Annotated in this window: 25 protein-coding genes; 10 read left to right on the forward strand and 15 right to left on the reverse strand. The window is 61.6% G+C overall.

Annotated features, from left to right (window positions below; translation table 11 throughout):
* The 5 genes from LZ016_RS00005 to LZ016_RS00025 form a co-directional block, all read right to left on the reverse strand.
* Positions 1-717 (reverse strand): TIR domain-containing protein (locus LZ016_RS00005; RefSeq protein ID WP_241444494.1); only part of this gene is annotated, 717 nt, incomplete at its 3' end.
* A 149-nt stretch (positions 718-866) separates the two neighbouring features.
* Positions 867-1,247 carry a DoxX family protein gene (locus LZ016_RS00010; protein WP_241447407.1) on the reverse strand — a complete coding sequence of 127 codons (381 nt, stop codon included), beginning with the start codon at positions 1,245-1,247 and terminating at the stop codon, positions 867-869.
* An 80-nt stretch (positions 1,248-1,327) separates the two neighbouring features.
* Positions 1,328-2,044 (reverse strand): HvfC/BufC N-terminal domain-containing protein, encoded by a 717-nt coding sequence (locus LZ016_RS00015; RefSeq protein WP_241444497.1) that lies wholly within the window; start codon positions 2,042-2,044, stop codon positions 1,328-1,330.
* Positions 2,034-2,861 (reverse strand): MNIO family bufferin maturase, encoded by an 828-nt coding sequence (bufB, locus tag LZ016_RS00020; protein WP_241444499.1) that lies wholly within the window; start codon positions 2,859-2,861, stop codon positions 2,034-2,036. Before bufB ends, LZ016_RS00015 begins: the two co-directional genes overlap by 11 nt.
* A gap of 4 nt (positions 2,862-2,865) precedes the next feature.
* On the reverse strand, positions 2,866-3,141 hold the full coding sequence (locus LZ016_RS00025; protein WP_241444516.1) for a BufA1 family periplasmic bufferin-type metallophore: 276 nt from the start codon (positions 3,139-3,141) through the stop codon (positions 2,866-2,868).
* Between the two features lie 167 nt (positions 3,142-3,308).
* Here LZ016_RS00025 and LZ016_RS00030 point away from each other — a divergent pair, with 167 nt between their 5' ends.
* Positions 3,309-4,247, forward strand: a complete 939-nt coding sequence (locus tag LZ016_RS00030) for a LysR family transcriptional regulator (RefSeq protein WP_241444518.1) — start codon at positions 3,309-3,311, stop codon at positions 4,245-4,247.
* Here the strand turns inward: LZ016_RS00030 and LZ016_RS00035 are convergent.
* The 3 genes from LZ016_RS00035 to LZ016_RS00045 all read right to left on the reverse strand — a co-directional run bounded on the left by LZ016_RS00035 (position 4,185) and on the right by LZ016_RS00045 (position 6,316).
* The gene (locus LZ016_RS00035) at positions 4,185-4,586 is read right to left on the reverse strand and encodes a carboxymuconolactone decarboxylase family protein (protein WP_241444520.1); all 402 of its coding nucleotides are present in this window, start codon (positions 4,584-4,586) and stop codon (positions 4,185-4,187) included. The genes LZ016_RS00030 and LZ016_RS00035 overlap by 63 nt on opposite strands.
* Positions 4,586-5,779, reverse strand: a complete 1,194-nt coding sequence (locus tag LZ016_RS00040; RefSeq protein ID WP_241444522.1) for an MFS transporter — start codon at positions 5,777-5,779, stop codon at positions 4,586-4,588. The genes LZ016_RS00035 and LZ016_RS00040 overlap by 1 nt, the downstream gene beginning before the upstream one ends.
* Positions 5,780-5,869: 90 nt before the next feature.
* Positions 5,870-6,316 (reverse strand): cupin domain-containing protein, encoded by a 447-nt coding sequence (locus LZ016_RS00045; RefSeq protein ID WP_241444524.1) that lies wholly within the window; start codon positions 6,314-6,316, stop codon positions 5,870-5,872.
* Between the two features lie 241 nt (positions 6,317-6,557).
* Here LZ016_RS00045 and LZ016_RS00050 point away from each other — a divergent pair, with 241 nt between their 5' ends.
* The 6 genes from LZ016_RS00050 to LZ016_RS00075 all read left to right on the forward strand — a co-directional run bounded on the left by LZ016_RS00050 (position 6,558) and on the right by LZ016_RS00075 (position 11,333).
* Positions 6,558-7,382, forward strand: a complete 825-nt coding sequence (locus LZ016_RS00050) for a 3-hydroxybutyrate dehydrogenase (protein WP_277622467.1) — start codon at positions 6,558-6,560, stop codon at positions 7,380-7,382.
* Positions 7,382-8,521: a patatin-like phospholipase family protein gene (locus LZ016_RS00055; RefSeq protein ID WP_241444526.1), complete on the forward strand. Its 1,140-nt coding sequence runs from the start codon at positions 7,382-7,384 to the stop codon at positions 8,519-8,521. The genes LZ016_RS00050 and LZ016_RS00055 overlap by 1 nt, the downstream gene beginning before the upstream one ends.
* Before the next feature lie 10 nt (positions 8,522-8,531).
* The gene (locus LZ016_RS00060; RefSeq protein ID WP_241444528.1) at positions 8,532-9,125 is read left to right on the forward strand and encodes an NADPH-dependent FMN reductase; all 594 of its coding nucleotides are present in this window, start codon (positions 8,532-8,534) and stop codon (positions 9,123-9,125) included.
* A 95-nt stretch (positions 9,126-9,220) separates the two neighbouring features.
* Entirely contained in the window at positions 9,221-9,736 is a 516-nt protein-coding gene (locus tag LZ016_RS00065; RefSeq protein ID WP_241444530.1) for a DUF302 domain-containing protein, read from the forward strand.
* Between the two features lie 2 nt (positions 9,737-9,738).
* Positions 9,739-9,909 (forward strand): hypothetical protein, encoded by a 171-nt coding sequence (locus tag LZ016_RS00070; RefSeq protein ID WP_241444532.1) that lies wholly within the window; start codon positions 9,739-9,741, stop codon positions 9,907-9,909.
* 83 nt (positions 9,910-9,992) lie between these two features.
* On the forward strand, positions 9,993-11,333 hold the full coding sequence (locus LZ016_RS00075; protein ID WP_241444534.1) for a hypothetical protein: 1,341 nt from the start codon (positions 9,993-9,995) through the stop codon (positions 11,331-11,333).
* Positions 11,334-11,369: 36 nt separating this feature from the next.
* Here LZ016_RS00075 and LZ016_RS00080 read toward each other — a convergent pair whose 3' ends face one another.
* Positions 11,370-12,377 (reverse strand): hypothetical protein, encoded by a 1,008-nt coding sequence (locus LZ016_RS00080; protein ID WP_241444536.1) that lies wholly within the window; start codon positions 12,375-12,377, stop codon positions 11,370-11,372.
* A 122-nt stretch (positions 12,378-12,499) separates the two neighbouring features.
* Positions 12,500-13,450, reverse strand: coding sequence for a cation diffusion facilitator family transporter (locus LZ016_RS00085; protein WP_241444545.1), 951 nt, complete (start codon positions 13,448-13,450; stop codon positions 12,500-12,502).
* A 304-nt stretch (positions 13,451-13,754) separates the two neighbouring features.
* Here LZ016_RS00085 and LZ016_RS00090 point away from each other — a divergent pair, with 304 nt between their 5' ends.
* Entirely contained in the window at positions 13,755-13,922 is a 168-nt protein-coding gene (locus LZ016_RS00090; protein WP_241444553.1) for a hypothetical protein, read from the forward strand.
* Positions 13,923-15,601: 1,679 nt separating this feature from the next.
* Here LZ016_RS00090 and LZ016_RS00095 read toward each other — a convergent pair.
* From LZ016_RS00095 to LZ016_RS00105, 3 genes are all read right to left on the reverse strand, one after another.
* Positions 15,602-16,042 carry a DUF2846 domain-containing protein gene (locus LZ016_RS00095; RefSeq protein ID WP_241444561.1) on the reverse strand — a complete coding sequence of 147 codons (441 nt, stop codon included), beginning with the start codon at positions 16,040-16,042 and terminating at the stop codon, positions 15,602-15,604.
* Between the two features lie 11 nt (positions 16,043-16,053).
* Positions 16,054-16,596, reverse strand: a complete 543-nt coding sequence (locus LZ016_RS00100; RefSeq protein ID WP_241444563.1) for a hypothetical protein — start codon at positions 16,594-16,596, stop codon at positions 16,054-16,056.
* Positions 16,597-16,776: 180 nt separating this feature from the next.
* Complete coding sequence (locus tag LZ016_RS00105) at positions 16,777-17,595, reverse strand: alpha/beta fold hydrolase (RefSeq protein ID WP_241444565.1); 819 nt, start codon at positions 17,593-17,595, stop codon at positions 16,777-16,779.
* A 103-nt stretch (positions 17,596-17,698) separates the two neighbouring features.
* Here LZ016_RS00105 and LZ016_RS00110 point away from each other — a divergent pair, with 103 nt between their 5' ends.
* Complete coding sequence (locus LZ016_RS00110) at positions 17,699-18,634, forward strand: LysR family transcriptional regulator (RefSeq protein WP_241444581.1); 936 nt, start codon at positions 17,699-17,701, stop codon at positions 18,632-18,634.
* A gap of 327 nt (positions 18,635-18,961) precedes the next feature.
* Here LZ016_RS00110 and LZ016_RS00115 read toward each other — a convergent pair whose 3' ends face one another.
* Positions 18,962-20,284 carry an amidohydrolase family protein gene (locus LZ016_RS00115; protein ID WP_241444599.1) on the reverse strand — a complete coding sequence of 441 codons (1,323 nt, stop codon included), beginning with the start codon at positions 20,282-20,284 and terminating at the stop codon, positions 18,962-18,964.
* A 268-nt stretch (positions 20,285-20,552) separates the two neighbouring features.
* Positions 20,553-21,827, reverse strand: a complete 1,275-nt coding sequence (locus LZ016_RS00120; RefSeq protein ID WP_241444608.1) for an epoxide hydrolase family protein — start codon at positions 21,825-21,827, stop codon at positions 20,553-20,555.
* A gap of 364 nt (positions 21,828-22,191) precedes the next feature.
* On the opposite strand from LZ016_RS00120, the gene LZ016_RS00125 reads away from it, so the two are divergent.
* A complete protein-coding gene (locus LZ016_RS00125) occupies positions 22,192-22,638 on the forward strand; it encodes a hypothetical protein (RefSeq protein WP_241444611.1) in 447 nt (148 codons plus the stop codon).
* Positions 22,639-22,678 lie beyond the last annotated feature (40 nt).

A 22,678-nucleotide genomic window follows, 5' to 3' on the forward strand; every position in this document is an offset into this window, starting at 1 on the left:
CAGCTTCGCCGCCGCGGCTTTTGTGTCCATCGCACTGACCGCGTCGGAAGAGGCTCTACCGATCACCTGCAACCCGATACGCGACAGTGCGGAACGAAGCTCCTCCGCAATACCTTCAGCGAAGTAAGCCTGGTCGTGTGAACCGGAGAGATCAGCGAATGGCAGGACCGCGATGCGGCTAGCATTAGCGACTGTTGGCTCGAACAGCCACCAGCCGCCTACGGCTGCCGCAATTGCACCGATGCCTCCACCGAGTGCTAACCGCCGCGACAGCTTTGGCGACCGCGGAGCATGACGGCCACCGGGTAAGGCCTTGCCGGCCATGATGTTCCTAGCTGACGTAACGACAGACGCGAAACGGGGGTCCGCGACATCTCCCCTCCAACCGATCAGAGAAAGCGCTTGGGCTTCTCCAAAACCAAGCGGCGGGTCGACAGCATCGAGCCGAACTGGGAGATAGATTCCGCGGCGTTGAGCACGGGCAGCTTCGTCTCGCACGAAATTGCCCTCACGCGAAACCGAGCGCTTGGTCCAAACCACTATGACGCACTTTGCTGCGTCGAGATGATCCTCAATGTCCTCGCGCCAATTGGCGCCACCGCCGATGTGAACGTCCCACCAGACACTCAGGCCTTCGGCCTCCAACGCTTCGATGAGCGGCCTTACGCGAGCGCGGTCCTCGGCCTTGTACGAAACGAATAGGTCGGTCGCAGTCATCGTGCCCCCGGACGATGTGTCGGCTACATGACTATTGCGAGCGATCTTTGGATTTCAAGTCAGCAGCAAAAAGCGACCATGGTGCTCGACGCGCTAATGGCAGGAATGGGTGGAAAGCTGTCATTAGCCGCCAACCTCCTCTGGAATGCTCAGGGCACCCTCAGCAGTCGATCGAGCGATACGCTTCCGCCGCCGAGAGCGATGAGCGGAAGCAGCAGGCCTGCCCAGCTGAGGTGCGTCGGCCATGCGTCGGGATAGACGAAGATCTCGATCACCAGCGTCATGATCAGCAGTGCCGACGCGCTGAAGCGAGTGAAGAGGCCGAGCGTCAGCAGGATTGGGAAGAGATGTTCAGAATAGGTCGCCGCGTAGGCCGCGATCTCGGGCTTGATCAGGGGTAGCGCGTAGTCGGTGCGGAAGAGCTCGAACGCGGTGTCGTTGACGGTCAGCAGCCCGTCGACCTTGGTCCTGCCGGACATGAAGAAGACTGAGGCGATGCCCAGCCGCTGCACGAGCAGAAGCAGCGACATCGGGAAGAGCTTCTCGGCGGTCTCCGCGAACAAATCGTAGGCCTTGCGCCAAGCGGGCGCGGCAACTTGCGTGGCCATTGTCAGGACCTTTCGTAAGAAGGCGCGGCGAACGCGCCCAGGTTGATGAGAGAGGCATAGACGGCGTCGGTGTCCTCGTTCGGGTAGAGCCGGGCGGCGGCGGACAGGCTTTGCTCGACGCGCTCACCCAAGCGGATGCCCGACAGGATGCGGTGGGCGGCGGCTCCGATGCGGGGGGTGTGCATGACGAAGGGCGAGGGGCGGGCGAACAGCGCGCCCTCGGACTTCCAATCCGGCTCGATGACCGACGGCATTGGCCGCTGGTGCGCGAGCCAGATGCTCATGCCCGGCGTCCGCAGCCAGCCGAAACGGACAGCGGGATGGAGCCTCAGCTGGAGGCCGGGCACGCCCGTCGGTTCGCCGGCAAGCGCGTCCGCATCCGCTGCCATCAGGCATTCGACGTGAAGACGCTCCACCCGCGCGACGTCGGGCAGGTAGAGGAGGTCCCCAATCCACGCTTGCTCGGCCAGCCACTCGGCGAACTGCTCGCCGTGGAGCGCAAGCACTGGCGAGCGCGGCGGGAAGGACGTCGAAAACTCGGCTGCGATGCCTGCGAACATCTCTTCGCCGACGATCTGCTCGACGACGGGAAAGTTGGAGCGCAGCGCTTCGACCGCCCCGTGGATGACAGTGTTGCGGTAGACAGCGAGCGGCCCCGTGGCAGGGGCATCGATCGCGGCGACGAAGCGGCGCTGGAAGGTTGCGAGGTCAGGCTGCAAGGCGAAGCCCTCCTTCGAGAACGGCCTGGGCGCGGTCGCGCTCGCGAATGAGCTCCGCGAAGGCAGGCACGTTGCCATCGCGCTCGATCAGCGTCGGGCGCGGGCCGATGCGGTCGACGAAGCCTTCGTAGAGGCTCCAAACTGCTTCGCTAACGGGCTCGTCGTGGCTGTCGATCAGCAAGGCACCATCGGCATCGAGGCTGTGACCCGCGAGGTGGATTTCGCCCACGAGCTTTGCCGGAATGTCGAGCAGCCAGGCGGCGGCGTCGAAGCCGATGTTGTTCGCGCCGACGGCGACGTTGTTCACGTCGATGAGCAGCTTGCAGCCGCTTCGCCGCGCAAGCTCGCGCAGGAAGCTCGTCTCGCTCCAGCGATGCTGGGTGAGCGGCAGGTAATGGGTGGGGTTCTCGATCAGGATCTCGCGTCCGAGCGCGTCCTGAATGCGGCCGACGTTGGCGCTGAGATAGGCCAAAGTTTCGTTCGTCCGTGGGAGCGGAAGAAGGTCGGGGAAGCTGCGGCCGTCGAGGCGTGACCAGGCGAGGTGCTCCGAAACCAGCGCGGGCTCGAAGCGGTCGGCGAGACTCTTCAGCGCGGCAATGTGATCGGGGTCAGGTTCCGATGCGCTTCCGAGCGATAGGCCGACGCCGTGCAGGGAAATTGGGCGATCTCGCCTCAGCTGTTCCAGCATGGCGAGACGTGGTCCGCCGCCGACCATGTAGTTCTCGGCGTGGACTTCGAACCAGAGTCCCACCGCCGGTGAGGCCAGCGCTTCGCTGAAATGCTGAGGCTTGAAGCCAAGTCCGGCGGTGGGAGTCATGATATCACCGCGCGGTCGGGGTGAGCGAGCCGTTGCCCTTGGGCGTCTTGATCGACGCGCAGGTGCCCTTGGCGACATATTTCCAGGAATTGCCCTGGTAGTTCTTCTTGGACGTGCCCGCGCAGGTCGTTCCCGCACCGGCGGCGCAGTCGTTCTTCCCAGCGAGCGAGATGCCGTAGCACTTGTCCTTGGTCGGCTGCGGCTTGACCGGCGAGGCCAGGCCGGCCGTCGAGACGAGCGCGGTGACGGCGCTGGCGACGGCGATGTGCGTGATTTTCATTTGAGATCTCTCCTTGCGATGCGACCCAAGGGGGTCCCGGCGCTTTTCGGAGAAATCGGCTCGGACGTCTCAGACCGAGTCCGCATGGGTTCGATGCGCAGTTGGTATGGCCGCTCTCGTTGCGGACGTGTAAGTAAATGGCGCCTCGAAGCTCGGGGAGCGCACCCATGGAAATGCAGCAGGTTCGCTATTTCGTTGCCCTGGCCGGCACGCTCAACTTCACGCGTGCCGCCGAGCAGTGCAACGTGAGCCAGCCCGCGCTGACGAGAGCGATCCAGCAGCTTGAGCATGAGCTCGGCGGCCCGCTGTTCCACCGCGAGCGCGCGAATACGCATCTGTCCGAGCTCGGGCGGATGATGCTACCTTACCTGCAATCCGTCGAGGAGAGCTGCCGTGCGGCTCGCGACCAGGCGAAGGCCGTCAAAAAGCTGGAGCAGGCGACACTGACGATCGGCACGATGTGCACGATCGGACCGCAGCTAGTTTCCGACCTTCTCGTCCGCTTCCAGGTCGAGCATCCCGGCGTGGAGGTGCGGATCATCGATACCGGCGCCCCTGAAATGATCGAGATGCTGGAGAAGGGTGACCTCGAAGTCGCCATCGTGGGAGTGCCCGACGAGCTTCCCGGGACGCTCCACCAGCTTCCCATCTTCGAAGAGCGCTTCGTGATCGTCCTTCCGCCCAACCACCGGCTGGTGGCCCACGACGAGATCCGAGCTGCAGAGCTCGACAAGGAGCCTTACGTCAGCCGCTCAAACTGCGAAGTATTCGAGCCGGTCCGGAAGGAGCTGGTCGACCGCAACATCTACCTGCGGCAGGTATTCAGCTCACCGCGCGACGATTGGGTGCAGGGGATGATAAAGGCTGGCCTCGGCCTGGGTTTCTTCCCCGAGTTCAGCGTCACGGATCCTGATCTCGTGGTGAGGCCGCTGATCGAGCCGAGCTTCACTCGGACGATCTATCTGACGACCGTCCGCGGACGCCCGCATTCTCCATCGGTCGGCGCGTTCGTGCAGGAGGCGCGGCGCTACCCCTGGCCGGCCTCACGAATGGCGAGCGCAGGCGACACAATCTCCCTCCGTCAGCAGATCATGGCAGTCGGCTAGAGCGTTGAGCGACGCCGGAAGGCCGCTGTAGATCGCGATCTGCATCAGGATCTCGACGACTTCGGACTTGCTGATCCCTAGCCGCTGGGCGGCCTCGACATGCGTGCGAAGCTGAGGGCTCGCGTGCCCGAGGCTGGCGAGGGAGGCGATGGCGACGATCTCCCGATCCCGAAACGAAAGCACCTCGCGGGAATAGAGGTCGCCGAACGCGAACTCGACGACCATCCGCGCGAAGTCGGGCGCCACCTCCGCGATGCGGCTGGTCTTGAGGAACTTCTCCAGCGACCCCGACGACAGGTGCTGAACCACGTCTACGCCACGACGATAACGCTCACTCATCACACACCTTCCGCTCGCACGAGTTTGGCTCCGAGGAATGCTGCCAGCGCGAGCGCGGCGAACACGCCTGCGATCGCGGCGGTCCAACCCAGCCGGTCGAAAAGCTGGCCGATGACGGCGGCTCCGGCGAGGCCGCCGCAGTAATAGGAAGAGAGGTAGAGGCCGCTAGCGGCTGCCTTGTCTCCCTTGGCGATGCGGCCGACATGGCCGGTGGCGACCGCCTGCGCAAAGAAGGTGCCGATGCCGACGAGGGTCAGGCCACCAATCACCGCATGAAGGCTCGGCAGGAGCAGAAGCAGCAGCCCCACCAGCGCGATGGCGAGGCTACCCGCAGCGGCCGGCCCGGGCCCTGTGCTCCTGACGACGGAGCCGGCCATTGGCGTCGTGACCATCGAAGGCAAGAAGACGAGAAAGACGAGGCCCAGCGCCGTCATCGACAGCGCGTGCGGCGGCCGCATCAGCACGAAGCCGACGTAGGTGAAGACGCCGATGAAGCCGAACAGGATCAGGAATCCGACGGCGAACGTCTGGCGAAGTGCGGGGTCGCTGAGATGCTCCGTCCAAGCGTTCCAGAAGCGGCCCATGCGCTGCATCGGCTCAGGAGCGTTCCGGTCCAGGGTAGCGCTAACCAGCGCCGCGCCTGCAAGGTTCAAAAGCGCAAAGAAAAGGAAGCTGTGCTCGGCCCCGACCAGGCTCGCAACGAAAGCGGCGGTCAGGCGACCGATGAGATTGCTGGCAACGACGCCAGTGACATAGGCCGCAAGCGCATGCGCGGTCCGGACCTCGCAGCGCTCCGCCAGATGCGTCAGCGTCAGCGTGAACGCCGCGGCCATGAACAGGCCCTGGATGACACGCAGCACCGCGAAGACGGTCAGGTTCGGCGCGAAGGCGAGCAATGCCGTCGGCACCGACAGGAAGAGGAGGCTGAGCGCGATGGCGCGCTTGCGCTCGATGTTGGCGCTAAAGACCCCAACGAACAGGCCGGAAATCGCCATTCCGAGCGTGCTCGCATTGGCTGCAAGCCCGATCTCCGCGGGCTTCACGCCGTAGGAAGCGGCTAGGCTCGGCAGGATCGCCTGCGTCGCGAAGAGGTCGACCAGAGTGAGGAACCCGATCACTGCGATCAGCAGCGACCGGTAAGCCGAAAGTCCGGCGGGCTCGTGGACCATCGCAGGGCGGGCAATGTCGGTCATGGTGCGTCCTGAAGAGGGGCGTCCCGCCCGGGGGGCTACAGGCGGGACGCCGATGTGCCGGCTTGGGGAGATAAGGCCGGCGGGGGTTCGCTAGCCGTGGAACACGTCCGACGAGAGAAGGACCGCCGGCACCTTGCCGTGGTTCTCCCAATAGTGACTGAGGCCGTCGGCCTCGCGGCTGATGTCGCCGGCCTTGTGCTCAATCGGAGCGCCGCAGGCGCTGCTATGCTCGGTGATCGAGCCGCTGATGACGTAGATCAGCGCCGGACGGTCCTTGTGGCTGTGCAGCGGCACGATTCCGCCAGGCTGGACGACTAGGCGGCGCGTGCGCAGCTGGCGGCCGTCCACGTTGATTTCCGGGCCGAGACTGATGGCGCTGAGAACGTCGTCGGTGACGCCCTTCGGCATCGTGGGCGCCTTGGCGAGGTCGCTGGTGCCGGGCGTGGTGCACTGGCCCGCAGCCGCAGGGGTCGCAAAGCTGCTGGCGGCTGCAACGGCAATGGCGGCCGTCGCGATCATGGTCTTGAGGTTGAACATTGCCGTCTCCTTGAGTTCGTTGAATCGGACGGTCGCGAAAGCCGGACTGAAGGATGGGAGAGATTGCCTTCGGTCCCGTGCGCCATCGGCTGAGTGCCGGCTTTCACGACGCTTCATCAAATTACGAACCGGGGAGCCCACGCGGAAATCGCAAGGCCGCATGGACTCCATGCATGAAGCGCATTTCCCTCAGTGAAGCGCCTGCGCGACCCTAAGGACTCAACCAAATTGGAGCTTCGACATGGACATGCAGGTCCAGGAAATGACCGACACCGCCCACCCGCTTTCCGGCAAGGTCGCGGTCGTCACGGGATCGACCAGCGGCATCGGCCTAGGAATTGCACGGGCGTTCGCGGAGGCGGGTGCCAACGTTGTCATCAACGGCCTCGCCGAGCAGCGCGAGATCGACTTCGTTTGCGAGGAGCTGGACGGGATCTGCCCCGTGAACCGCATCGTCTACAACGGTGCGAACCTGATGAAGGCCGAAGAGGCGACCGGTCTGGTCGAGGAGACGATCGTCGAGTTCGGCGGGATCGACATCCTCGTGAACAATGCCGGGATCCAGTACGTCAGCCCGATCGAGACCTTCCCGCCCGAGAAATATGAGGCGATCATCGCGCTCGACCTTTCGGCGACCTGGTACACGTCGCGCGCCGCCTTCGCGTCGATGAAGCAGAAGGGTTACGGCCGGATCATCAACGTGGCTTCCGCCCACGGCCTCGTCGCCTCACCCTTCAAGAGCGCTTACGTCGCCGCGAAGCACGGCGTCGTCGGCCTCACCAAGACGCTGGCGCTCGAGGGTGCGGAGCACGGCATTACCGTCAACGCGATCTGTCCGGGCTACGTCTGGACGCCGCTCGTCGAGAACCAGATCGACGACACCGCTAAGGCCCGCGGCATCACGCGCGAGGAGGTCATCCGCGACGTCTTGCTCGCGGCCCAGCCGAACAAGCGCTTCGCGGACGTCGAAGAACTCGGCGCGCTCGCGGTGTTCCTGTGCGGGCCGGGTGGGCGCTCGATCACTGGAACTGCGGTGCCGGTCGACGGCGGCTGGACGGCGCACTGATGTCCGCGCTCGCGAAAGAGGTGGCCGCGCTCGGCCAGACCGTGATGGTCCTCCAGGGCGGCGGCGCGCTCGGCGCCTACCAGGTCGGAGTCTACGAGGCGCTCGACGAGGCCGGCATCGCTCCACAATGGGTGATCGGAACTTCGATCGGCGCGATCAACGCAGCGCTCATTGCCGGCAGCAAGCCTGGCGAGCGGGTCGACAAGCTCTGCGAGTTCTGGTCGCGGGTACAGAACGACCAGCTCATCCCGCAGGGCCTGCCGAGCTGGATGGCGACGGCGGCCCGGAACTGGCGGGCGATCACCGCCGGCGTTCCGTCCTTCTTCACGCCGAACCCCATGGCGTTCCTCAGCCCGCACAACCGGCTCGGTGCGGAAAAGGCTGGCTATTACTCGGTCGATCCCCTCCGCCGGACGCTGGAGGAGCTGATCGATTTCGACCAGCTCAACACGGGCGGCACGCGCATCACCGTCGGCGCATCGAGCGTGCGGACGGCCGAGATGCGCTACTTCGATTCTCGCGACGTGCCGCTGCAGCTCGAACACGTGCTAGCGTCCGGCGCGCTGCCGCCGGGCTTCCCCCCAGTCCGCATCGACGGCGAGCTCTACTGGGACGGCGGCATCCTTTCGAACACGCCGGTCGAGGTCGTGTTCGACGATAATCTCCGTAAGGACAGCCTGGTCTTCGCGGTGCACATCTGGAACCCGCACGGACCGGAGCCGGAGACGATCTGGGAGGTGATGAACCGCCAGAAGGACGTGCAATATTCGTCACGCGCCGCCGCGCACATCAAGCGGCAGCGCCAGCTGCACAAGATGCGGCACATCATCGCCGAGCTGAGCAAGCTGGTCCCAGCGGAAAAGCGCAGCGACAACCGGCTCGCGGAGATGGCGTCCTACGGATGCCTGACGAGGATGCATGTCGTTCGCTTGCTCGCGCCTGCCCTCGATCACGAGGATCACAGCAAAGACATCGACTTCAGCGCGAGCGGCATCCGCCGACGCCGCGAGGCCGGATATCAAGACACGATGGAGACCCTGGAGAAGGCTCCGTGGCGTGCGCCGGTGGACGACATCGAAGGCTTCATTCTCCACGAAGCACGCGGCGGGCGGATGATCCAAACCGCTGCCGCCCGCTGAGGACGCTGAGATGCTGATGCTTTCCAACTCCAGACGATCCATCGCCGTCTTGCTGGGCTCCATGCGCCGCGATCGAATGGGTGATAGAGCGGCGCGACTGGTCATCGACGAGCTCGAACGCCGAGGGCATGACGTGCACCTGGTGGATCCGCTGGAACTGCAGCTTCCGCTGCTCGACCAAATGTACAAGGAGCATCCGGCCGGCGAAGCGCCCGAGAACCTCGAACGGCTCGCGGATTTGTATCGCAGCGCCGACGGGTTCCTAGTCGTCAGCGGCGAATATAACCACGGCATCCCTCCGGCCCTGAAGAACCTGCTCGACCATTTCCTGGAGGAGTATTTTTGGCGGCCGTCGGGGATCATTTGTTACTCGGCGGGCGGCTTTGGTGGGGTTCGCGCAGCCATGCAGTTGCGCATGACGCTGGCCGAGCTTGGAATGCCGAGCGTTCCAAGCCTTCTGCCTATCCCTCGTATCGCAGAAGCGATTAGCGCGGAGGGCGTGGCGAGCGACATTACCGTTCGATCGATGAACCGCTTCCTCGATGAGTTTCTTTGGTACGCGGACGCCCTCGCCGAAGCGCGTATCGGCGGTACGCCGTACTGAAGCATACGCGACGCGCATCAAACTCATGCTCAATTGCGATTTCTCTCCAGAGCTCTGAACGGCGAAAATCCGAAGCACAGGCAAGGAGAGATTCAATGTTCAGAAGCACCAAGCTCCACAAGAAATTCCTCGCGGTCCTGTTGCTTGCCGGCCCCGCAACGGTCGTAACGCCGCTCGTCACCACGGTGGCGAAGGCAGCGACCCCGGTGGCCAGCGCGCCCGCGCAAGGCGTGATCAAGCAGAAGAGCGACTTCGCGTTCGACGACACGGTCGACCGCATCAAGGCGGACATCGCCAAGAAGGGCATCCGCTTCTTCGACGAGATCGACCACACCGCCCTCGGCGCCTCTGCCGACCTCCCGATCAACCGCTCCAAGCTACTGCTGTTCGGCAATCCACCTCTGGGTGTGCAGTTCCTGCAAGCGAACCCCGTCGCGGGGCTCGACTGGCCCGTGCGCATGCTCGTCACACAGGACGATGACGGCGCCGTGTGGGTCAGCTGGAGCGACTTCCGCTTCGTCGCCAACCGCTACCAGCTCGCCCATCGAGACAAGCAGATCGCCATGGCGAGCGAAGTCGCGGCCTCCATCGCATCTTCGACGAGGAAGTGAGCATGCAAAATTCCCCATCACCCGACGAACGGACCTTCGGACCCCTTCCGCGCAAGGACATTCTGGCCGTCTGTTCCTTCCTCAACCGGCGCCCGGCAGCGCGGGCGACGAGCACGATCGACGGTCCCGAGTTCTTCCTCGAACGACTGGCTGCAGCCGCCCGGATGCAGTGATCAACGCGTCCGCCCTCATGGAGATAAAAAGGGGCCTTCCGCCACTCAGCGGGAGGCTCCTTTGGGCGTATCGCATCGCTTGGATGCTGTCCGCTGCCTTCACGCTCGCAGCGCTGGCTTACGCACTGCCCGGCGGCGCCATGGATCCGCTCGTTCTCGGCATCCGCCTCGTGAAATCGGCCATTCTGATCGCGGTCGCGAGCGTGCTCATCTGGCGCCGGCAACGCGACCCCGTCGCCGGCATCCTGGCCCTGGCATTCCTATGTTGGACCGTCACGAGCAGCGTCGACTTCACGTCCGGCCAGGTCCTGCCGATGCTCCTCGACCGGCTGCGCTTCCTGCTTTTCGCATTGGCGCTGGTGCTCTTTCCCGATGGCAAGTGGAACCCTCGCTGGACCCGCGCAGTCGCGGTCGCGAGTGTTGCGGTATTCGTCATCGGCGCGCTTGAAGGCGTAGGATTGGCGCCAACGAAGCTCTTCCTGCCGCTCGCGATCGCTTGCGTGGTCGCCGCCATCGCCTCGTTGATCCAGCGCTTCCGAACGACCTCGAGCGAGACGCTGCAGCTGCAATTGAAGTGGGTCGCACTCGGTCTCGTTTGCGGAGTGGGCTTGATCCTCTCGGCAAGGGCTGGAGCCGCGCTGTCCGGGCCACGGCTCGGCTTCGAAGCCATGTTTCAACTCGGCATCGTCATTGTGGCGCTCGGCTTCCTGGTGCCCCTGCTCCGCTACCGCCTATACGACGCAGAAACGGTAATCAGCCGCTCGGCCGGCTACGCCATGCTGACGGCAACCCTCGTCGCAGTCTTCGCGGGCAGCGAAGCGCTGATCGAGAACTTGGGTCAGCAATATCTGGGATCCGGCATTGGCCAAGTATCCGGCGCGATGGCCGCAGCATTGGCGGCAGTGATGCTCGCGCCGCTCAACGAGCGGATCAGCAGGTGGGCCGAGCACCGTTTCCAGCGCGACCTGGTCCGGCTGAAACGAGAGCTCCCTGAGCTACTGGCCGAGACACCATTCGACTGGTCCCCTCGCCAGATCGGAGAAGCAGTGCTCCCGCGCATTTGCGACGCGGTCCACGCTACGTCAGCCGGCATCATCATCAGAGACCAGTTGATCGCGTCCAACGGGGTGCAACCGACGGACACCGGACGAGAAGCCTTCGAATCCGCGTTGGAACTGCCACTTCGATGTCCATTCGGAGGGGAACAGGGTTCACTTCTGGTAGGGCCACGTCCCGACAGAACCTCGTACGGCAAGGAAGAAGTGAGAGCGCTGCAGGGCATCCTTCCGCCGCTACGAAGAGCGCTCAATCACGCATCGCAGCGCGATGAGACTCGCCGAAGGGAAGCGGCGAGGAAGCGCTCTATAGCGACACGCATTGCCCAGATGTCGAAGCAAATCGCTGCCTTGGAAATGATCGGCTAATGGCAGGAATGGGTGGAATGCTGCCGTAGCACTCACCTACTGCCGTGTGGCAGTGCCTCCTCCGCCGACGTTCCACCACCAGCCCTGCGAAAGGCAGCCGCTGCCGTCGGGCCTTGTGGTCACTTCCTTGAAACGGGTGGTGGATGAAGTGCCTGCCCCCTGCGTCGCGCTCAGGCGCGCAGCCGCGCAATCGGGACCCCAGAAACCGCGGTAGACGGCGTTCGGCGCGTTCGCCGGTTTGGCGAGTTCCTTCTGATATTCGAGCTGCTGACTGCGGACCGTCTCGGCATGCTGATCGAGCTGGCGCTGGTAATCCGCGGCAGCGTGCTCGGCCTGCAGCTTCTGTTCCTGCTTCTTGCGCGCGACCTCGTCCTGCGCCTGCTTGTAGTCATCGACCTGCTTCTGCTGCTCGGCGAGCTTCTCGTTGTAGTCGGCCATGTCGGCCGCGTACTTCGCGTCGGCTTCTGCATTGGTCATCTTGTGCCGCGTAGGGCCGCTGATGGTGACGGAGTTATCCGGGATGTGCTGGCTCGGCCTGTCTTCCTCTTCCGCCAACTCGGCTGAGAGAGCGCCGCCGACAGGGTTTCCGGACCAGTCGGTGACGGCGAGGACGCCCGCTTTGCCATCCGGGCGCCAGTCGGAGACCAACGAACCTTCGAATTTTATATAGTTCCTTGAGCGCAGCTTCGCGGACACGGCGAGCGCGTGATCCTTCATCGTCGTCACCCAGCAGCCGCTATGGCGCATGCCATGGTCTTCGGTGAACTTCGAGAACTGCCCGACAATGTTCGTGAAGGTGTAGCTAGACACCCCGCGAACGTCGTCCGGCGCAGTGGCGAACTGCGCTTCCCACTCCTTGATCCCGTCATATTTCCAGGTTGGATAGGAATCGCCGATCGCGTCCCCTTCCAGCGTGAAAAGCTGCGTGTAGTGTGAAGTGCCTTCGATCTCCTCGGCCGAGCAGGCCAGGTAGATGGTGTTCGCCGCATTGGCCGTGGTGGCGAGCGGAAGCGCGACGAGCGCCGCGGCAAATTTGAGACGCATTACTAACCCCCCGAGACTAATAGACGTTAGCCTATCGAGGCTCGGCGAGGGCGCAAGAGCGATTGTCTCCGGTAGTCTAACGGCAGGAATGGGTCGAAAGCCGCCGGACCGCCCAAGGCCTATCAATCCGCCACACCCCCTTCTCTGTCGGCAAGCAAAGCTCGTTGCTCGGCATCGTGTCGCGGACGGATGAAAAGGCGGCGCACCGCGGGCCACCTCTCACCGGCTTCGCGTTCGATCTGATCGACAATCGCCTCGACCCTGCCTGCTGTGATCGTATCGTCGAAGTCGACGCTCATCATCGCGGTGATTTGATCGGGCGCCGAATGGAGCGTTAGAATCTCGCCGACCCCTGTCACCTCTCGATGAGCCAGGGTCAGTTTCCTTAAGGCCGATACCAGCTCAGGGTCGGCTGACTCGCCAATAAGAAGGGCCTTTGACTCCACGGCCAGGAGCAACGCGGTCAGGCCGAGGATGACGCCGATGATGACGGACGCCGCCCCGTCGAAGAACGGGTCTCCGCTCAGCTGCGACAACGCCAGGCCGATCGCGGCGACCAGCAGTCCCGCCATGGCGGCTCCGTTCTCGAGCAACACTATGAACGCCGGCGGATCCTTTGACCGGCGGACCGCTTCCCACCACCCCAGGGCACCCTTTGCCTGCTTAAATTCACGAAAGGCAGCCCAGGTCGATCCGCCTTCAAGCAGGAAGGCAACGATTAGCACAGTGTAGGCAATAATCGGCGTTACTGCTTCTTCGGGATGAGCGATGTGCACGATGCCTTCGTAGACGGACACACCGGCACCCAATGCGAAGACCAGGACCGCAACCACAAAGCTCCAGAAATAAATCTCCCGGCCGTGCCCTAAAGGGTGCCATTCGTCGGCTGGCTTGCGGGACTGCCGCCGCCCCCAAATCAGCAGAAGCTGGTTGGTCGAGTCGACGACGCTGTGCACACCTTCCGTGAGCATCGCCGAAGATCCGGTGATTCCCGCCGCAATGAATTTGGCCGCCGCGATACCGAGGTTGGCTCCCAAGGCGATCAGCAAGGTCCGATTGTTGTGCGCGCTCATCGGGAAGCACGGACCTGTGGCGATGTGAGCACTGACGGTATCTCGCCCAACGAACTAACGTCCGCAATGGGTCGAGAGTGCAACTAGCGTTTGCGGCAGCTTTGGGTCGAAAGCTGCCACTGCGCTTCCGGCAAGTTTGGGTGGAAAGCGGACACAGGGAACTAGACGACCATCCTCCTAACCCAGGTCAGGGTTCCGGATTGAGACCAGTGGTAGGACTGACGCATCGCTGCTTCCGACTCGGCAATGTAGCGCCTGAGAGACAAATCGTCGCGCTCCCGCCCATCCCTAGGGGAGATGCGTCATGTTTTCTGACGAAGCCAAATACTCCCTCGAACGCGCCCTTACCGAGCGGATAATGGCCAAGTCGGCGACACATCCAAATGCGATCGCGGTCCATGAAGAACTGGCGCAATTATATGACGAGCAGCTCAACGAACTGACGCGGCCACCTCTCCATATTGCGGCCTAGGATGCCCGCCTGTGACTACCGCTACTACCATCTCGATGGAGATGGCAGCTTGCAATCCGGGGAGTGGTTCTCGGCTGCGAGCGACGAACACGCAGTACAACAGGTTCAAGCAAACCATCCAGACACGAAGTGCGAGATTTGGCACGGCGCTCGCCTAGTGGCGAAGCTGTTGCCGAGCCGATTTTCGCCAGATGACGCGGCTCTTCGGAACGGCGTTGGAGCACGCCTGTCAGCACTCGCACTTAGAGAACTAGAGCCAGAAGCCTAACCTAAGCAGGGGCCTTATTAACGCTTGCTTTGGGCCGAAAGCTGCCACTGGCGCTGACCTGATCCAGGTTGCGGCGATGTCGGCTAAAAGGGCCTACTGACGTCTAATCGCCGTTACCTAACATCAGCCTGACGGTGCCCGAGAGTAATGGAAAGCTCCCGCTGCGCAGGAGAGCTGCCATGCCCTCAGAAAATTACCGGTACTATCGCGTGGACGGCGCGGGGCATTCTCACGACCCAGCGTGGATCGAAGCGCGGAGCGATAAGGACGCGATCTCGCAGGTCGAAGCTATGGATCCGGACGTAACATGGGAACTATGGCATGGGACGCGGCTGGTCGGGAAACTCTGGCCTCGGGCGCTGAGTGACAGCTCATGTCAGAGGAACGACGTTCAGTTGAATGACGACATGGACCTAATCACGTAGCGAGGACCGACCCATGTCAGTTGTCAGACCAGGCTAGGTCAGTTTACGGGCACGAAGGATGGATGATCCCGCTGACCCGCTCGCGCACATGCAAGAACGGATTGACCTTTGTCGGCGACTTTCACGGTCCACTACCGACCGTGAGGTCGCGCTCTTGCTTGCAAAGATGGCGGATGAAGGCGAGGCGGACCTCGTCAAATTGAAAGCCGAACGTTCGTCGCGTCAATCGTAGCGCCGCGGCGGGACCTCTTTTCTGTTAGACGGGGGCGCCTGAGTGATCCAGCATCGTTCGAGGCGGACCCAACCGGTGGATGCCTACGTTCGCCTTGAGGGGCAGCCCGGACCAATTGGGATAGTCCAGCCAGGTCTGTGCTATACGGCGTCATCGCCGCCCCGGGCCTGACATGCGGCGAATGAGAGTTGGTTGTCACACTCCCGCTGCCCTCTGGGAGATGTATGATGTCTTCGAACGAAACTGAATATTATCGCCAGCGGGCGATTACTGAGCGCGCGATGGCCGAGAAGTCCGAACATGCAAACGTAGCGTTAATCCACGCCGAGTTGGCCCGACAGTATCAGGCTTTGGCCGACAAGGCAGAGCTCCGACCCACACTCCGTGTTGCCTTCCCTAGCCACGATCCTGCTCAGATACCTTGAGGATAGGCAATGTCCGCAATGGGTCGAAAGCTGCCATCCTGCAGCGACTAACGCAGATAGTACCAATAAACAGACGTACAGGCTGCGAGGCCCAAGATGACGAGAACGATAGTTGGATAATCGCGCCTGCTCTCGTCGGACGAAAGCATTCTGAACCAGTCAGCGATTTGAACCCAGCCTAGAAACTCACCCATGTCCGCCTCCTAGGGTGGATTAGGCTTAGGAAGCGTTACTAAGTCAGTAGGCGCTCAAGGTCTAAGATCTCTGTGGCAAGTTTGGGTGGAAAGCCGACACTTGTCTCATACGGAATCCGTCGAGTTGGTCGGGTCTCAATTAACGCGTGGAATCCAGACGTTTAGACGCGGTGCCTTTTCGATGAACTCGTCCCGGTTCGAAGGTTCAAGGTTTGCTTTTCCGCCCCAAGTGCCAGCGCTGACATTGCAGCGGACAAAATAGGTTTCATCTTCTTCGACTTCCAACCGAACGCGATCATTCAATTCGCCATGCGTCGAGTACTCGTGAATCCCGGGATTAACTGCCAATGCGAAATATTTCTTCGAACCCAAACGCGCCAGTTCGGCGTCTCCTTCGCGAACCGTACAGCCCATGAGCGCCCCCATGATGCCAGGCCTGTAGAACACCACCAAACCCTTTCCTGCCTGAGGTTCCGGTAGCAGTCCGGTCTTCGTCAGAATGGGACTTTCGGCATTTGCAGCGACGCTGACGAACGCTGATGCTGCGACAACTAACTTTGAGAATTTTGTAGTCACTCGTTCGATCCTTACTTTGGTTCGATTGTACCTGGCTGGCAGGCGTGTTCCGCCGTAATTTCGACGTCCGCACGAACCTTCGCGATTCCGCGAGTGCCAGCCGGAAGTTGGGTGGCGGAGCCTTTTACTTGCCCCGGATGAGTGAACGTACTTCGCTGAATGATCCAAGCCATCGTTTGATCGCGCCCCGAATCCGAGAACTGAAGGTGACCGATCGGGATTTCGGTGTTGCCGCAACGAACGAAACGCACGGCGACTATCAACTCCCCTGGCATTCCGGAGCCCCGGGCTTTGGCAGCATGAATTACTTCGCCCTCGCCTACGGCGCCCACGGGAATAAGAGTTGTCCCCTCGGACACCACCGGTTCAAAGGTTCGGATAGGGAAGCGATCTCCGTTTTGAGCGCTCTCGGACGAGACAGGAGCCGCCAACTCGATTGGCACGAAAATGCCTTTGTGAATGAGGAGGGGCGTCGGCTGCGCTTGCGCATTAGCGATGCCGTCAAAGCAAAGCGCAATAGCAACAAGTGCCGCACAGTATCGGTCAGATGACATTGCCCCTCCCGAGACGAGCTTACATTTGCTCACAGTGATAGCAATTGAATCGGTTGTGCCCCGTTTGGGTCGAAAGCTGCCACTAAGCTAGCGGCAGGAATGGGTGGAAAGCGGACATTAGAAGACCCGCCGGCTTTCGGCCGACAGGCCTTCCGTTTTCAGCACACCCCGCGGTTCAGGTCAGGACCTGATGAACGAGAGCAGGTCGGCGTTGAGGACATCCGCATGCGTGGTCAGCATGCCATGAGGATAGCCGGGGTAAGTCTTCAGCGACCCTTGCTTGAGCAACTCGACCGCACGCGGCACGGAACTTGCGAAGGGGACGACCTGGTCGGCCTCGCCGTGCATTACCAGCACTGGCACGGTGATCGTCTTGAGGTCGTCGGTATAATCTTCCAGCCAAGAGTCGACAGTCGCGTAGTGAGCGAGGGCGCCGCCGGCCATGCCCTGACGCCACCAGTTCGCAATGACCGCCTCCGAAGGCTCGGCCCCATCCAAGTTGTAGCCGTAGAACGGATTCTCAGGGACGAAACGGAAGAACTCGGACCGGTTGCCCAGCACGCCTGCCCGGATCGTTTCGAACCACTCCGGCGGCTGGCCCGCCGGATTTTGGTCGCTCCGGTACATGTTCGGCGTCAGTGAAGCGACCAGCACTGCCTTTGCGACACGCTCTTGGTGCCGGGCGACATAACGCGCCACCTCACCGCCACCTGTCGAGTGCCCGATGTGAATTGCGTCCCGCAGGTCGAGGTGTTCAGTCAGGGCCGCAAGGTCGGCGACCCAGTGGTCCATGTCGTTGCCCGTGCTGGGCTGGTCGGACCGACCGTGTCCGCGTCGGTCATGAGCGATCACCCGGAACCCCTGGCGAAGGAAGAATGTCATCTGGGCATCCCAGTCGTCCGCTGACAGCGGCCAACCGTGACTGAAAACTATCGGCTGACCTGATCCCCAATCCTTGTAGAAAATGTTGACGCCGTCGGAAGTGGTGATCGTGGACATTTCATTCTCCTTCTTGGTCCACGCGGGCAGGTAGACCTGCCTTCTCCGGCCGACAAAGACCTTGTAGAGTTCATTCTATGCTTTGAAGGCATAGGAGGGCTCAATGGAGCTGCGGCACTTGCGCTATTTCGTCGCGGTCGCGGAGGAAGGCAGCGTGCTGAACGCCGCGCAAGCGCGACTGAACACCTCCCAGCCCTCGTTGAGCCGCCAAATCCGCGATCTGGAAGCCGAGGTAGGTGTGAAGCTGCTGGAACGGCAGGCGCGTGGCGTAACGCTCACCGCGGCGGGAGCGGTCTTCCTTGATCACGCGAGATTGGCGCTTCTCCAAGTCGATGCTGCGACCGAAGCAGCGCGACGGGCGGCGCAGCCGAATAGAGCAACACTTTCGATCGGGTTCATGGTCGGTCTGGAGGTCACTTGGCTTCCCCACCTGCTGCGCCTGATCCGCGAAGATTCGCCGGACATCGAAGTCACGCTGAGCAGTCAGTCGTCGCCAGAGCTCGCTTTGTCATTGATGGCCGGAAAGTTGGACTTAGCTTTCCTTCGTCCTGAGAAGCAGAGCCTCGGAGTGTCCTTTAAATTGCTCGCGAAGGAGCCTTTGATTGCAGTGCTGCCTGCTGGGCATCGTTTGGCCGCGCACAAAAAGATTGGGCCTCAAGATCTCGCACAGGAGACCTATGTCAGTTCGTCGAGAACTTCCCCGGTCCTGCAATCTGTGATCGAAGAATATGCGGCGAGTGCTGGGATCATTCTGAAGGCGAAATACGAAGGCGAAAACATTTCTTCGGCAATGTCCCTCGTTGCATCTTCGGGCGGTGTAACCCTCGTGCCAGTCTATGCCCAGAACATGCTGCCGCCGAATGTGGTAGCCAGATCGCTCGAAGGTATTCCTCCCAAGGTTGATTTAGTGCTGGGTTATGCCGAGGCGAATCCGTCGCCGCTGCTTCGGCGACTTTTGACTCGCGCAAACGACCTGATCGTGAGCGTTCAGAATCAGAGCATCATCCGTTATGCGGAGGCCCAAATCGAAGTGAGTTAATTAGCCTGTCGTGATGATTTAATCGAATTGGAAGCCGGGCGTATGCGAATGTGACGGCGACGACATTGCCTGAAGTCTGACGCGGCCGACTTTCAAACATCTTAGACTCTACTGCAGGCTGGGGTCGAAAGCTCCCACTGAAGCGCTAATGGCAGGAATGGGTGGGAAGCTGCCACTAGCTTCGGCCGGGCGGAGTCGGTCCGGTACAGGGGCTTGGTCTGCACCGGACCAACGATGACCCATGGATAAGTCGGGCGCGTCTGTCTCTCCACGATGATACGGAGATAGTCCTCAGTGTCCGCAATGGGTGGAAAGCTGGCTTTGCGGTTAGCGAGCAGCTTTCGCCTTCGCATTGGCAAGTAGCTTATCGAGCGCGCCGCGATCCAACCATTTCCCATGGAGAACTACGCCACTGATCTCGCGAGTTGCCTTGATGTCGTTCAGTGGATTGGCGTTGAGAATGAGTACGTCTGCAGCCTTTCCGCTGGCCAATTCGCCGTACCGATCGCTGTGTCCGAGAAACGCGGGACCAGTCACGGTCGCGCTGTAAAGTGCCTGCTGCGGGGTCAGACCAGCCTCGACGTAGCGCTCCAGTTCCTCGTGAAGGCCTTCTCCGGGATAGATGAAGCTGTTGAGATATCCGGCGTCAGTCCCTGCAAGAATGGGGATGCCGGCGTCACGCAGCATCGGCACGATCTTGAGGCTGAGTTCATATTCCTGGTGTCGCGCCTCAACCTGTTCTGGGGTGGCCTTCGCGGCGCGTCCGATCCGCCAATCGTAGGTCTTGCGCAAACCCGGACCAATGTAGGCAAGCGCAGGATCGCGTGAGTGATCGTCGCGGTCGAGATAGGCAAGCACCCGGCCCTCGTTGAGCGTCGGCGTGACATAGACGCCGAGCCTTGCCAGCCGCCGGTATTCCTGAGCGGCATAGACGGGATCGAAGGTCTCGACGAACTTGTTTGAGGCTTCGCCGTAGGTCAGCTTCTTCGCTGCGTATTCGGCCCCGATCGTAGCTTCGTGGGGCGAGCCCGCTTTGATCAAATAGTCGATGTGCTCGACGGAGTTGAGACCGGTGCGAACAGCTTGTTCGATCGTCAGGGCATAAGGCGTGTGGGCCGAGGTCTTGAGCCCGCGCGCCTTGGCTGCTTTCAACGCGTAAAGAAAAATGTCGGGCTTAAGCGTGTTGTCGGTGATCTTTACGAAGTCGACCTTCATGGCCTGGAGGCGATCGAGGGCGGTCTCCACTTCGGCGGGCGTGCCGACCTCGATCGTGCCTTTCCAGAGGGGTTTGTAGCCCTCGAACTTCGGCCCAGATGTAAAAATCGTCGGCCCGAGCAGACGACCCTCGGCCACCGCGGACCGCCATTCAAGAACCGACGGGCTAATATCTTCCGCGCAATCGCGGACGGTCGTGACCCCGAAGGCGACGTAAAGCGGAAGGAGGTCCTTGTTCTCCTCGATCAGCTGTTCGCCGCCAAAATGAACATGCATGTCCCAGAGACCAGGCATGACGAACTTGCCGGTCGCGTCGATCGTGCGCGTTGCAGCGTATTTGTGGGCGATCGAGCGGTCAGGGCCAATCGCTCGGATTGTGTCCCCCTCGATCACAATCGCCTGATCAGCGACGGTGCGAGAGTGCTTAACGTCCACGACAGTTGCGTGACGGATTAGCGCATCGGCTCTCTCACGTGCGGTCGCCTGATACGGAATCAGAAGAAGAGCCGTGCATAAACCAATGCGTGTGATCGTCACTGTCGTCTTTCTCAATTCGATGGTCGCACGCCTAAGCGAATAGCTCGTGCGCAGCGCCGACCACATCCTTGGCGTTCAACGACAATGTCCGCAATGGGTGGAAAGCTGCCATTAGCTTGTGTGAGCAAGCGGGCGGCTTGGTGGCACGCCGCCCGCGCCCGAGTTTCTAACGCAGCGCCCTGAAGCTAGCGCGTACTTCTTCTGAGAAGAGTTGCGGTTGCTCCCAGGCCGGGAAGTGCCCACCCTTCTCGGGCCGGTTGTAATGAATGAGCCTCGGATAAGCCTTCTCCACCCACGTCCGCGGAGCCTGACAGACCTCGTCAGGAAAGGCGCTGAATGCGACCGGGATGGCCACGTGCTTCGGCGCAAAGAAAGCGAACTTATTTTCCCAATAGATACGCCCCGAAGATATGGCCGTGTTTGTCAGCCAGTAGAGCGTAATGTTGTCGAGGATGTCGTCCCGCGTAAGCCCCTCACGCTGGCCGTCAAACACACGCGCAATGAGCGCGTAGCTGAGCGCGTCGTGATCGAGAAGCCAAGCCGCAAGCCCGACAGGCGAGTCCCCGGTCCCGTAAAGCGTCTGCGGGCGGTTTGACATCTCTTGGGCATAGGCGACCCCATGCTTGTAGAAGAAGTCCAGCTGCTCCCATGCGCGTTGTTCGTCGGCTGAGAGATCGGATGGCATCGGCTTACCACTCTGGATCGCTGCATCGATGTCTGGTGGAACCGTGAAGGGCCAGTTCAGATGAATGCCAAGCAATTCCGGCGGCGCTTGCGTACCCATCACATCCGTGACCATCGCACCCCAGTCGCCGCCCTGTGCCACGAAGCTTACGTATCCAAGGCGCTTCATCAGCACGGTCCAGGCCCTTGCGATGCGCTCGGGGCCCCAGCCCAGATCAGTCGGCGCGCCCGAGAAGCCGTAGCCCGGTAGTGACGGGATCACGACGTCGAACGCGTCCGCCTCGGTCCCGCCATGCGCTGTCGGATCAGTCAGCGGTTCGATGATCTTCAGTTGCTCGATAATCGATCCCGGCCAGCCATGCGTGACGATCACCGGCAGCGCATTCGGATGCTTCGACTTTACATGAATGAAATGGATCTCGACGCCATCGATGTTGGTGATGAAGTTGGGGAAAGAATTGATCTGCGCTTCGACTTTCCTCCAGTCATGCTCGTTCTGCCAATAGGCGGCGAGCTTCTGGATCGTGTCCAGCTGGACGCCCTGCGAGGCATCATCAACCAGCTCACGCTCAGGCCATCGGGTCGCTGCTATCCTACGCTTCAAGTCGGCAAGATCTTCGTCTGAGGCTCGAAAACTGAATGGGCGGATAGTTTCGTCACCGGAATCGGCCAGAATGAACTTCTCGGTTGGCTCGGCCGCCTTTTGCGTCGGCGTACGAGTATCCGCGCCGCCTGACGGCGGCGTCGTATCTGCCATGATCATTCTCCTGGTCCTGCGGTTGGAGAGACGGGTTACGTCACGCGCTAAAAGGGCCGTGGAAAATGCGGATGAGCAACCTGACAGGCGGCCCGGATTCGCCATGCTCCTTTGCCGTCGAGTCGGTCAACGGACCGCTTATTTGGGGATGCGTCAAATGAACCGCTTTGGGTCGAAAACCAACACCACGCCGATGGCAGCTATGGGTCGTCAACAGCAGTGCCAGCTCGCTGAAACTTACCGAGGCGACAGCCCGTCGACTACCGCCTCGCTCCTTGCCCGCTTTCGATCTATTGCGGATATTTCCTCATCCGCCTTATCCCAGATTATGAAAGCGGCTCAGTCTCGCGTATGAGCGACACCGATGCGCGCACAGTACCAGGCGCCGTTGGAACAGGAGGCGCAGCTGATGCCGACTCACACCATCACGCTCACCGCAAAACAGATTTCGGCAAACGTGATCCAGGTCACGGGCAACGGTAAAAGGAAATTGCCGGGAGGCAGCGGCGAGCATCGCTTCAAGTTCAAGCTCGACGATGAAACGACGACCAAGTGCGTGCTCTTCAAATCAATGGTTTCGGCGGATTGCTCAACCTGTCCGCCCGACCTGAAACAGGGCAACACGCAGATCTACGGCTGGAGCATGAACAACAACCCCACCCGTGGAAAGTATCGCCGGGCCCAATTCATGGACCGAAACGACAACGACGACCCGATGGACGTAAGCTACCAATTGGAGTTCACGTGCGTTGATAAAAGCATCAAGGTCTTGCCGTTTGATCCGGTCATCACGAATGGGGGCAAGACCTGATTATTCTGCCAGACACGAAGCGCGTGGGCCTCTTCGCGCT

This window comes from Sphingomonas telluris (assembly GCF_022568775.1).
GTDB lineage: Bacteria > Pseudomonadota > Alphaproteobacteria > Sphingomonadales > Sphingomonadaceae > Sphingomicrobium > Sphingomicrobium telluris.

Excerpts from the sequence above, each read along its gene's own strand:
- LZ016_RS00010 (WP_241447407.1), bottom strand. The coding sequence starts at position 1,247 with ATGTCGCTGCTTCTGCTCGTGCAGCGGCTGGGCATCGCCTCAGTCTTC.
- bufB (WP_241444499.1), bottom strand. The coding sequence starts at position 2,861 with ATGACTCCCACCGCCGGACTTGGCTTCAAGCCTCAGCATTTCAGCGAA.
- LZ016_RS00025 (WP_241444516.1), bottom strand. The coding sequence starts at position 3,141 with ATGAAAATCACGCACATCGCCGTCGCCAGCGCCGTCACCGCGCTCGTC.
- LZ016_RS00030 (WP_241444518.1), top strand. The coding sequence starts at position 3,309 with ATGGAAATGCAGCAGGTTCGCTATTTCGTTGCCCTGGCCGGCACGCTC.
- LZ016_RS00035 (WP_241444520.1), bottom strand. The coding sequence starts at position 4,586 with ATGAGTGAGCGTTATCGTCGTGGCGTAGACGTGGTTCAGCACCTGTCG.
- LZ016_RS00040 (WP_241444522.1), bottom strand. The coding sequence starts at position 5,779 with ATGACCGACATTGCCCGCCCTGCGATGGTCCACGAGCCCGCCGGACTT.
- LZ016_RS00045 (WP_241444524.1), bottom strand. The coding sequence starts at position 6,316 with ATGTTCAACCTCAAGACCATGATCGCGACGGCCGCCATTGCCGTTGCA.
- LZ016_RS00050 (WP_277622467.1), top strand. The coding sequence starts at position 6,558 with ATGGACATGCAGGTCCAGGAAATGACCGACACCGCCCACCCGCTTTCC.
- LZ016_RS00055 (WP_241444526.1), top strand. The coding sequence starts at position 7,382 with ATGTCCGCGCTCGCGAAAGAGGTGGCCGCGCTCGGCCAGACCGTGATG.
- LZ016_RS00060 (WP_241444528.1), top strand. The coding sequence starts at position 8,532 with ATGCTGATGCTTTCCAACTCCAGACGATCCATCGCCGTCTTGCTGGGC.
- LZ016_RS00065 (WP_241444530.1), top strand. The coding sequence starts at position 9,221 with ATGTTCAGAAGCACCAAGCTCCACAAGAAATTCCTCGCGGTCCTGTTG.
- LZ016_RS00070 (WP_241444532.1), top strand. The coding sequence starts at position 9,739 with ATGCAAAATTCCCCATCACCCGACGAACGGACCTTCGGACCCCTTCCG.
- LZ016_RS00075 (WP_241444534.1), top strand. The coding sequence starts at position 9,993 with ATGCTGTCCGCTGCCTTCACGCTCGCAGCGCTGGCTTACGCACTGCCC.
- LZ016_RS00080 (WP_241444536.1), bottom strand. The coding sequence starts at position 12,377 with ATGCGTCTCAAATTTGCCGCGGCGCTCGTCGCGCTTCCGCTCGCCACC.
- LZ016_RS00085 (WP_241444545.1), bottom strand. The coding sequence starts at position 13,450 with ATGAGCGCGCACAACAATCGGACCTTGCTGATCGCCTTGGGAGCCAAC.
- LZ016_RS00090 (WP_241444553.1), top strand. The coding sequence starts at position 13,755 with ATGTTTTCTGACGAAGCCAAATACTCCCTCGAACGCGCCCTTACCGAG.
- LZ016_RS00100 (WP_241444563.1), bottom strand. The coding sequence starts at position 16,596 with ATGTCATCTGACCGATACTGTGCGGCACTTGTTGCTATTGCGCTTTGC.
- LZ016_RS00105 (WP_241444565.1), bottom strand. The coding sequence starts at position 17,595 with ATGTCCACGATCACCACTTCCGACGGCGTCAACATTTTCTACAAGGAT.
- LZ016_RS00110 (WP_241444581.1), top strand. The coding sequence starts at position 17,699 with ATGGAGCTGCGGCACTTGCGCTATTTCGTCGCGGTCGCGGAGGAAGGC.
- LZ016_RS00120 (WP_241444608.1), bottom strand. The coding sequence starts at position 21,827 with ATGGCAGATACGACGCCGCCGTCAGGCGGCGCGGATACTCGTACGCCG.
- LZ016_RS00125 (WP_241444611.1), top strand. The coding sequence starts at position 22,192 with ATGCGCGCACAGTACCAGGCGCCGTTGGAACAGGAGGCGCAGCTGATG.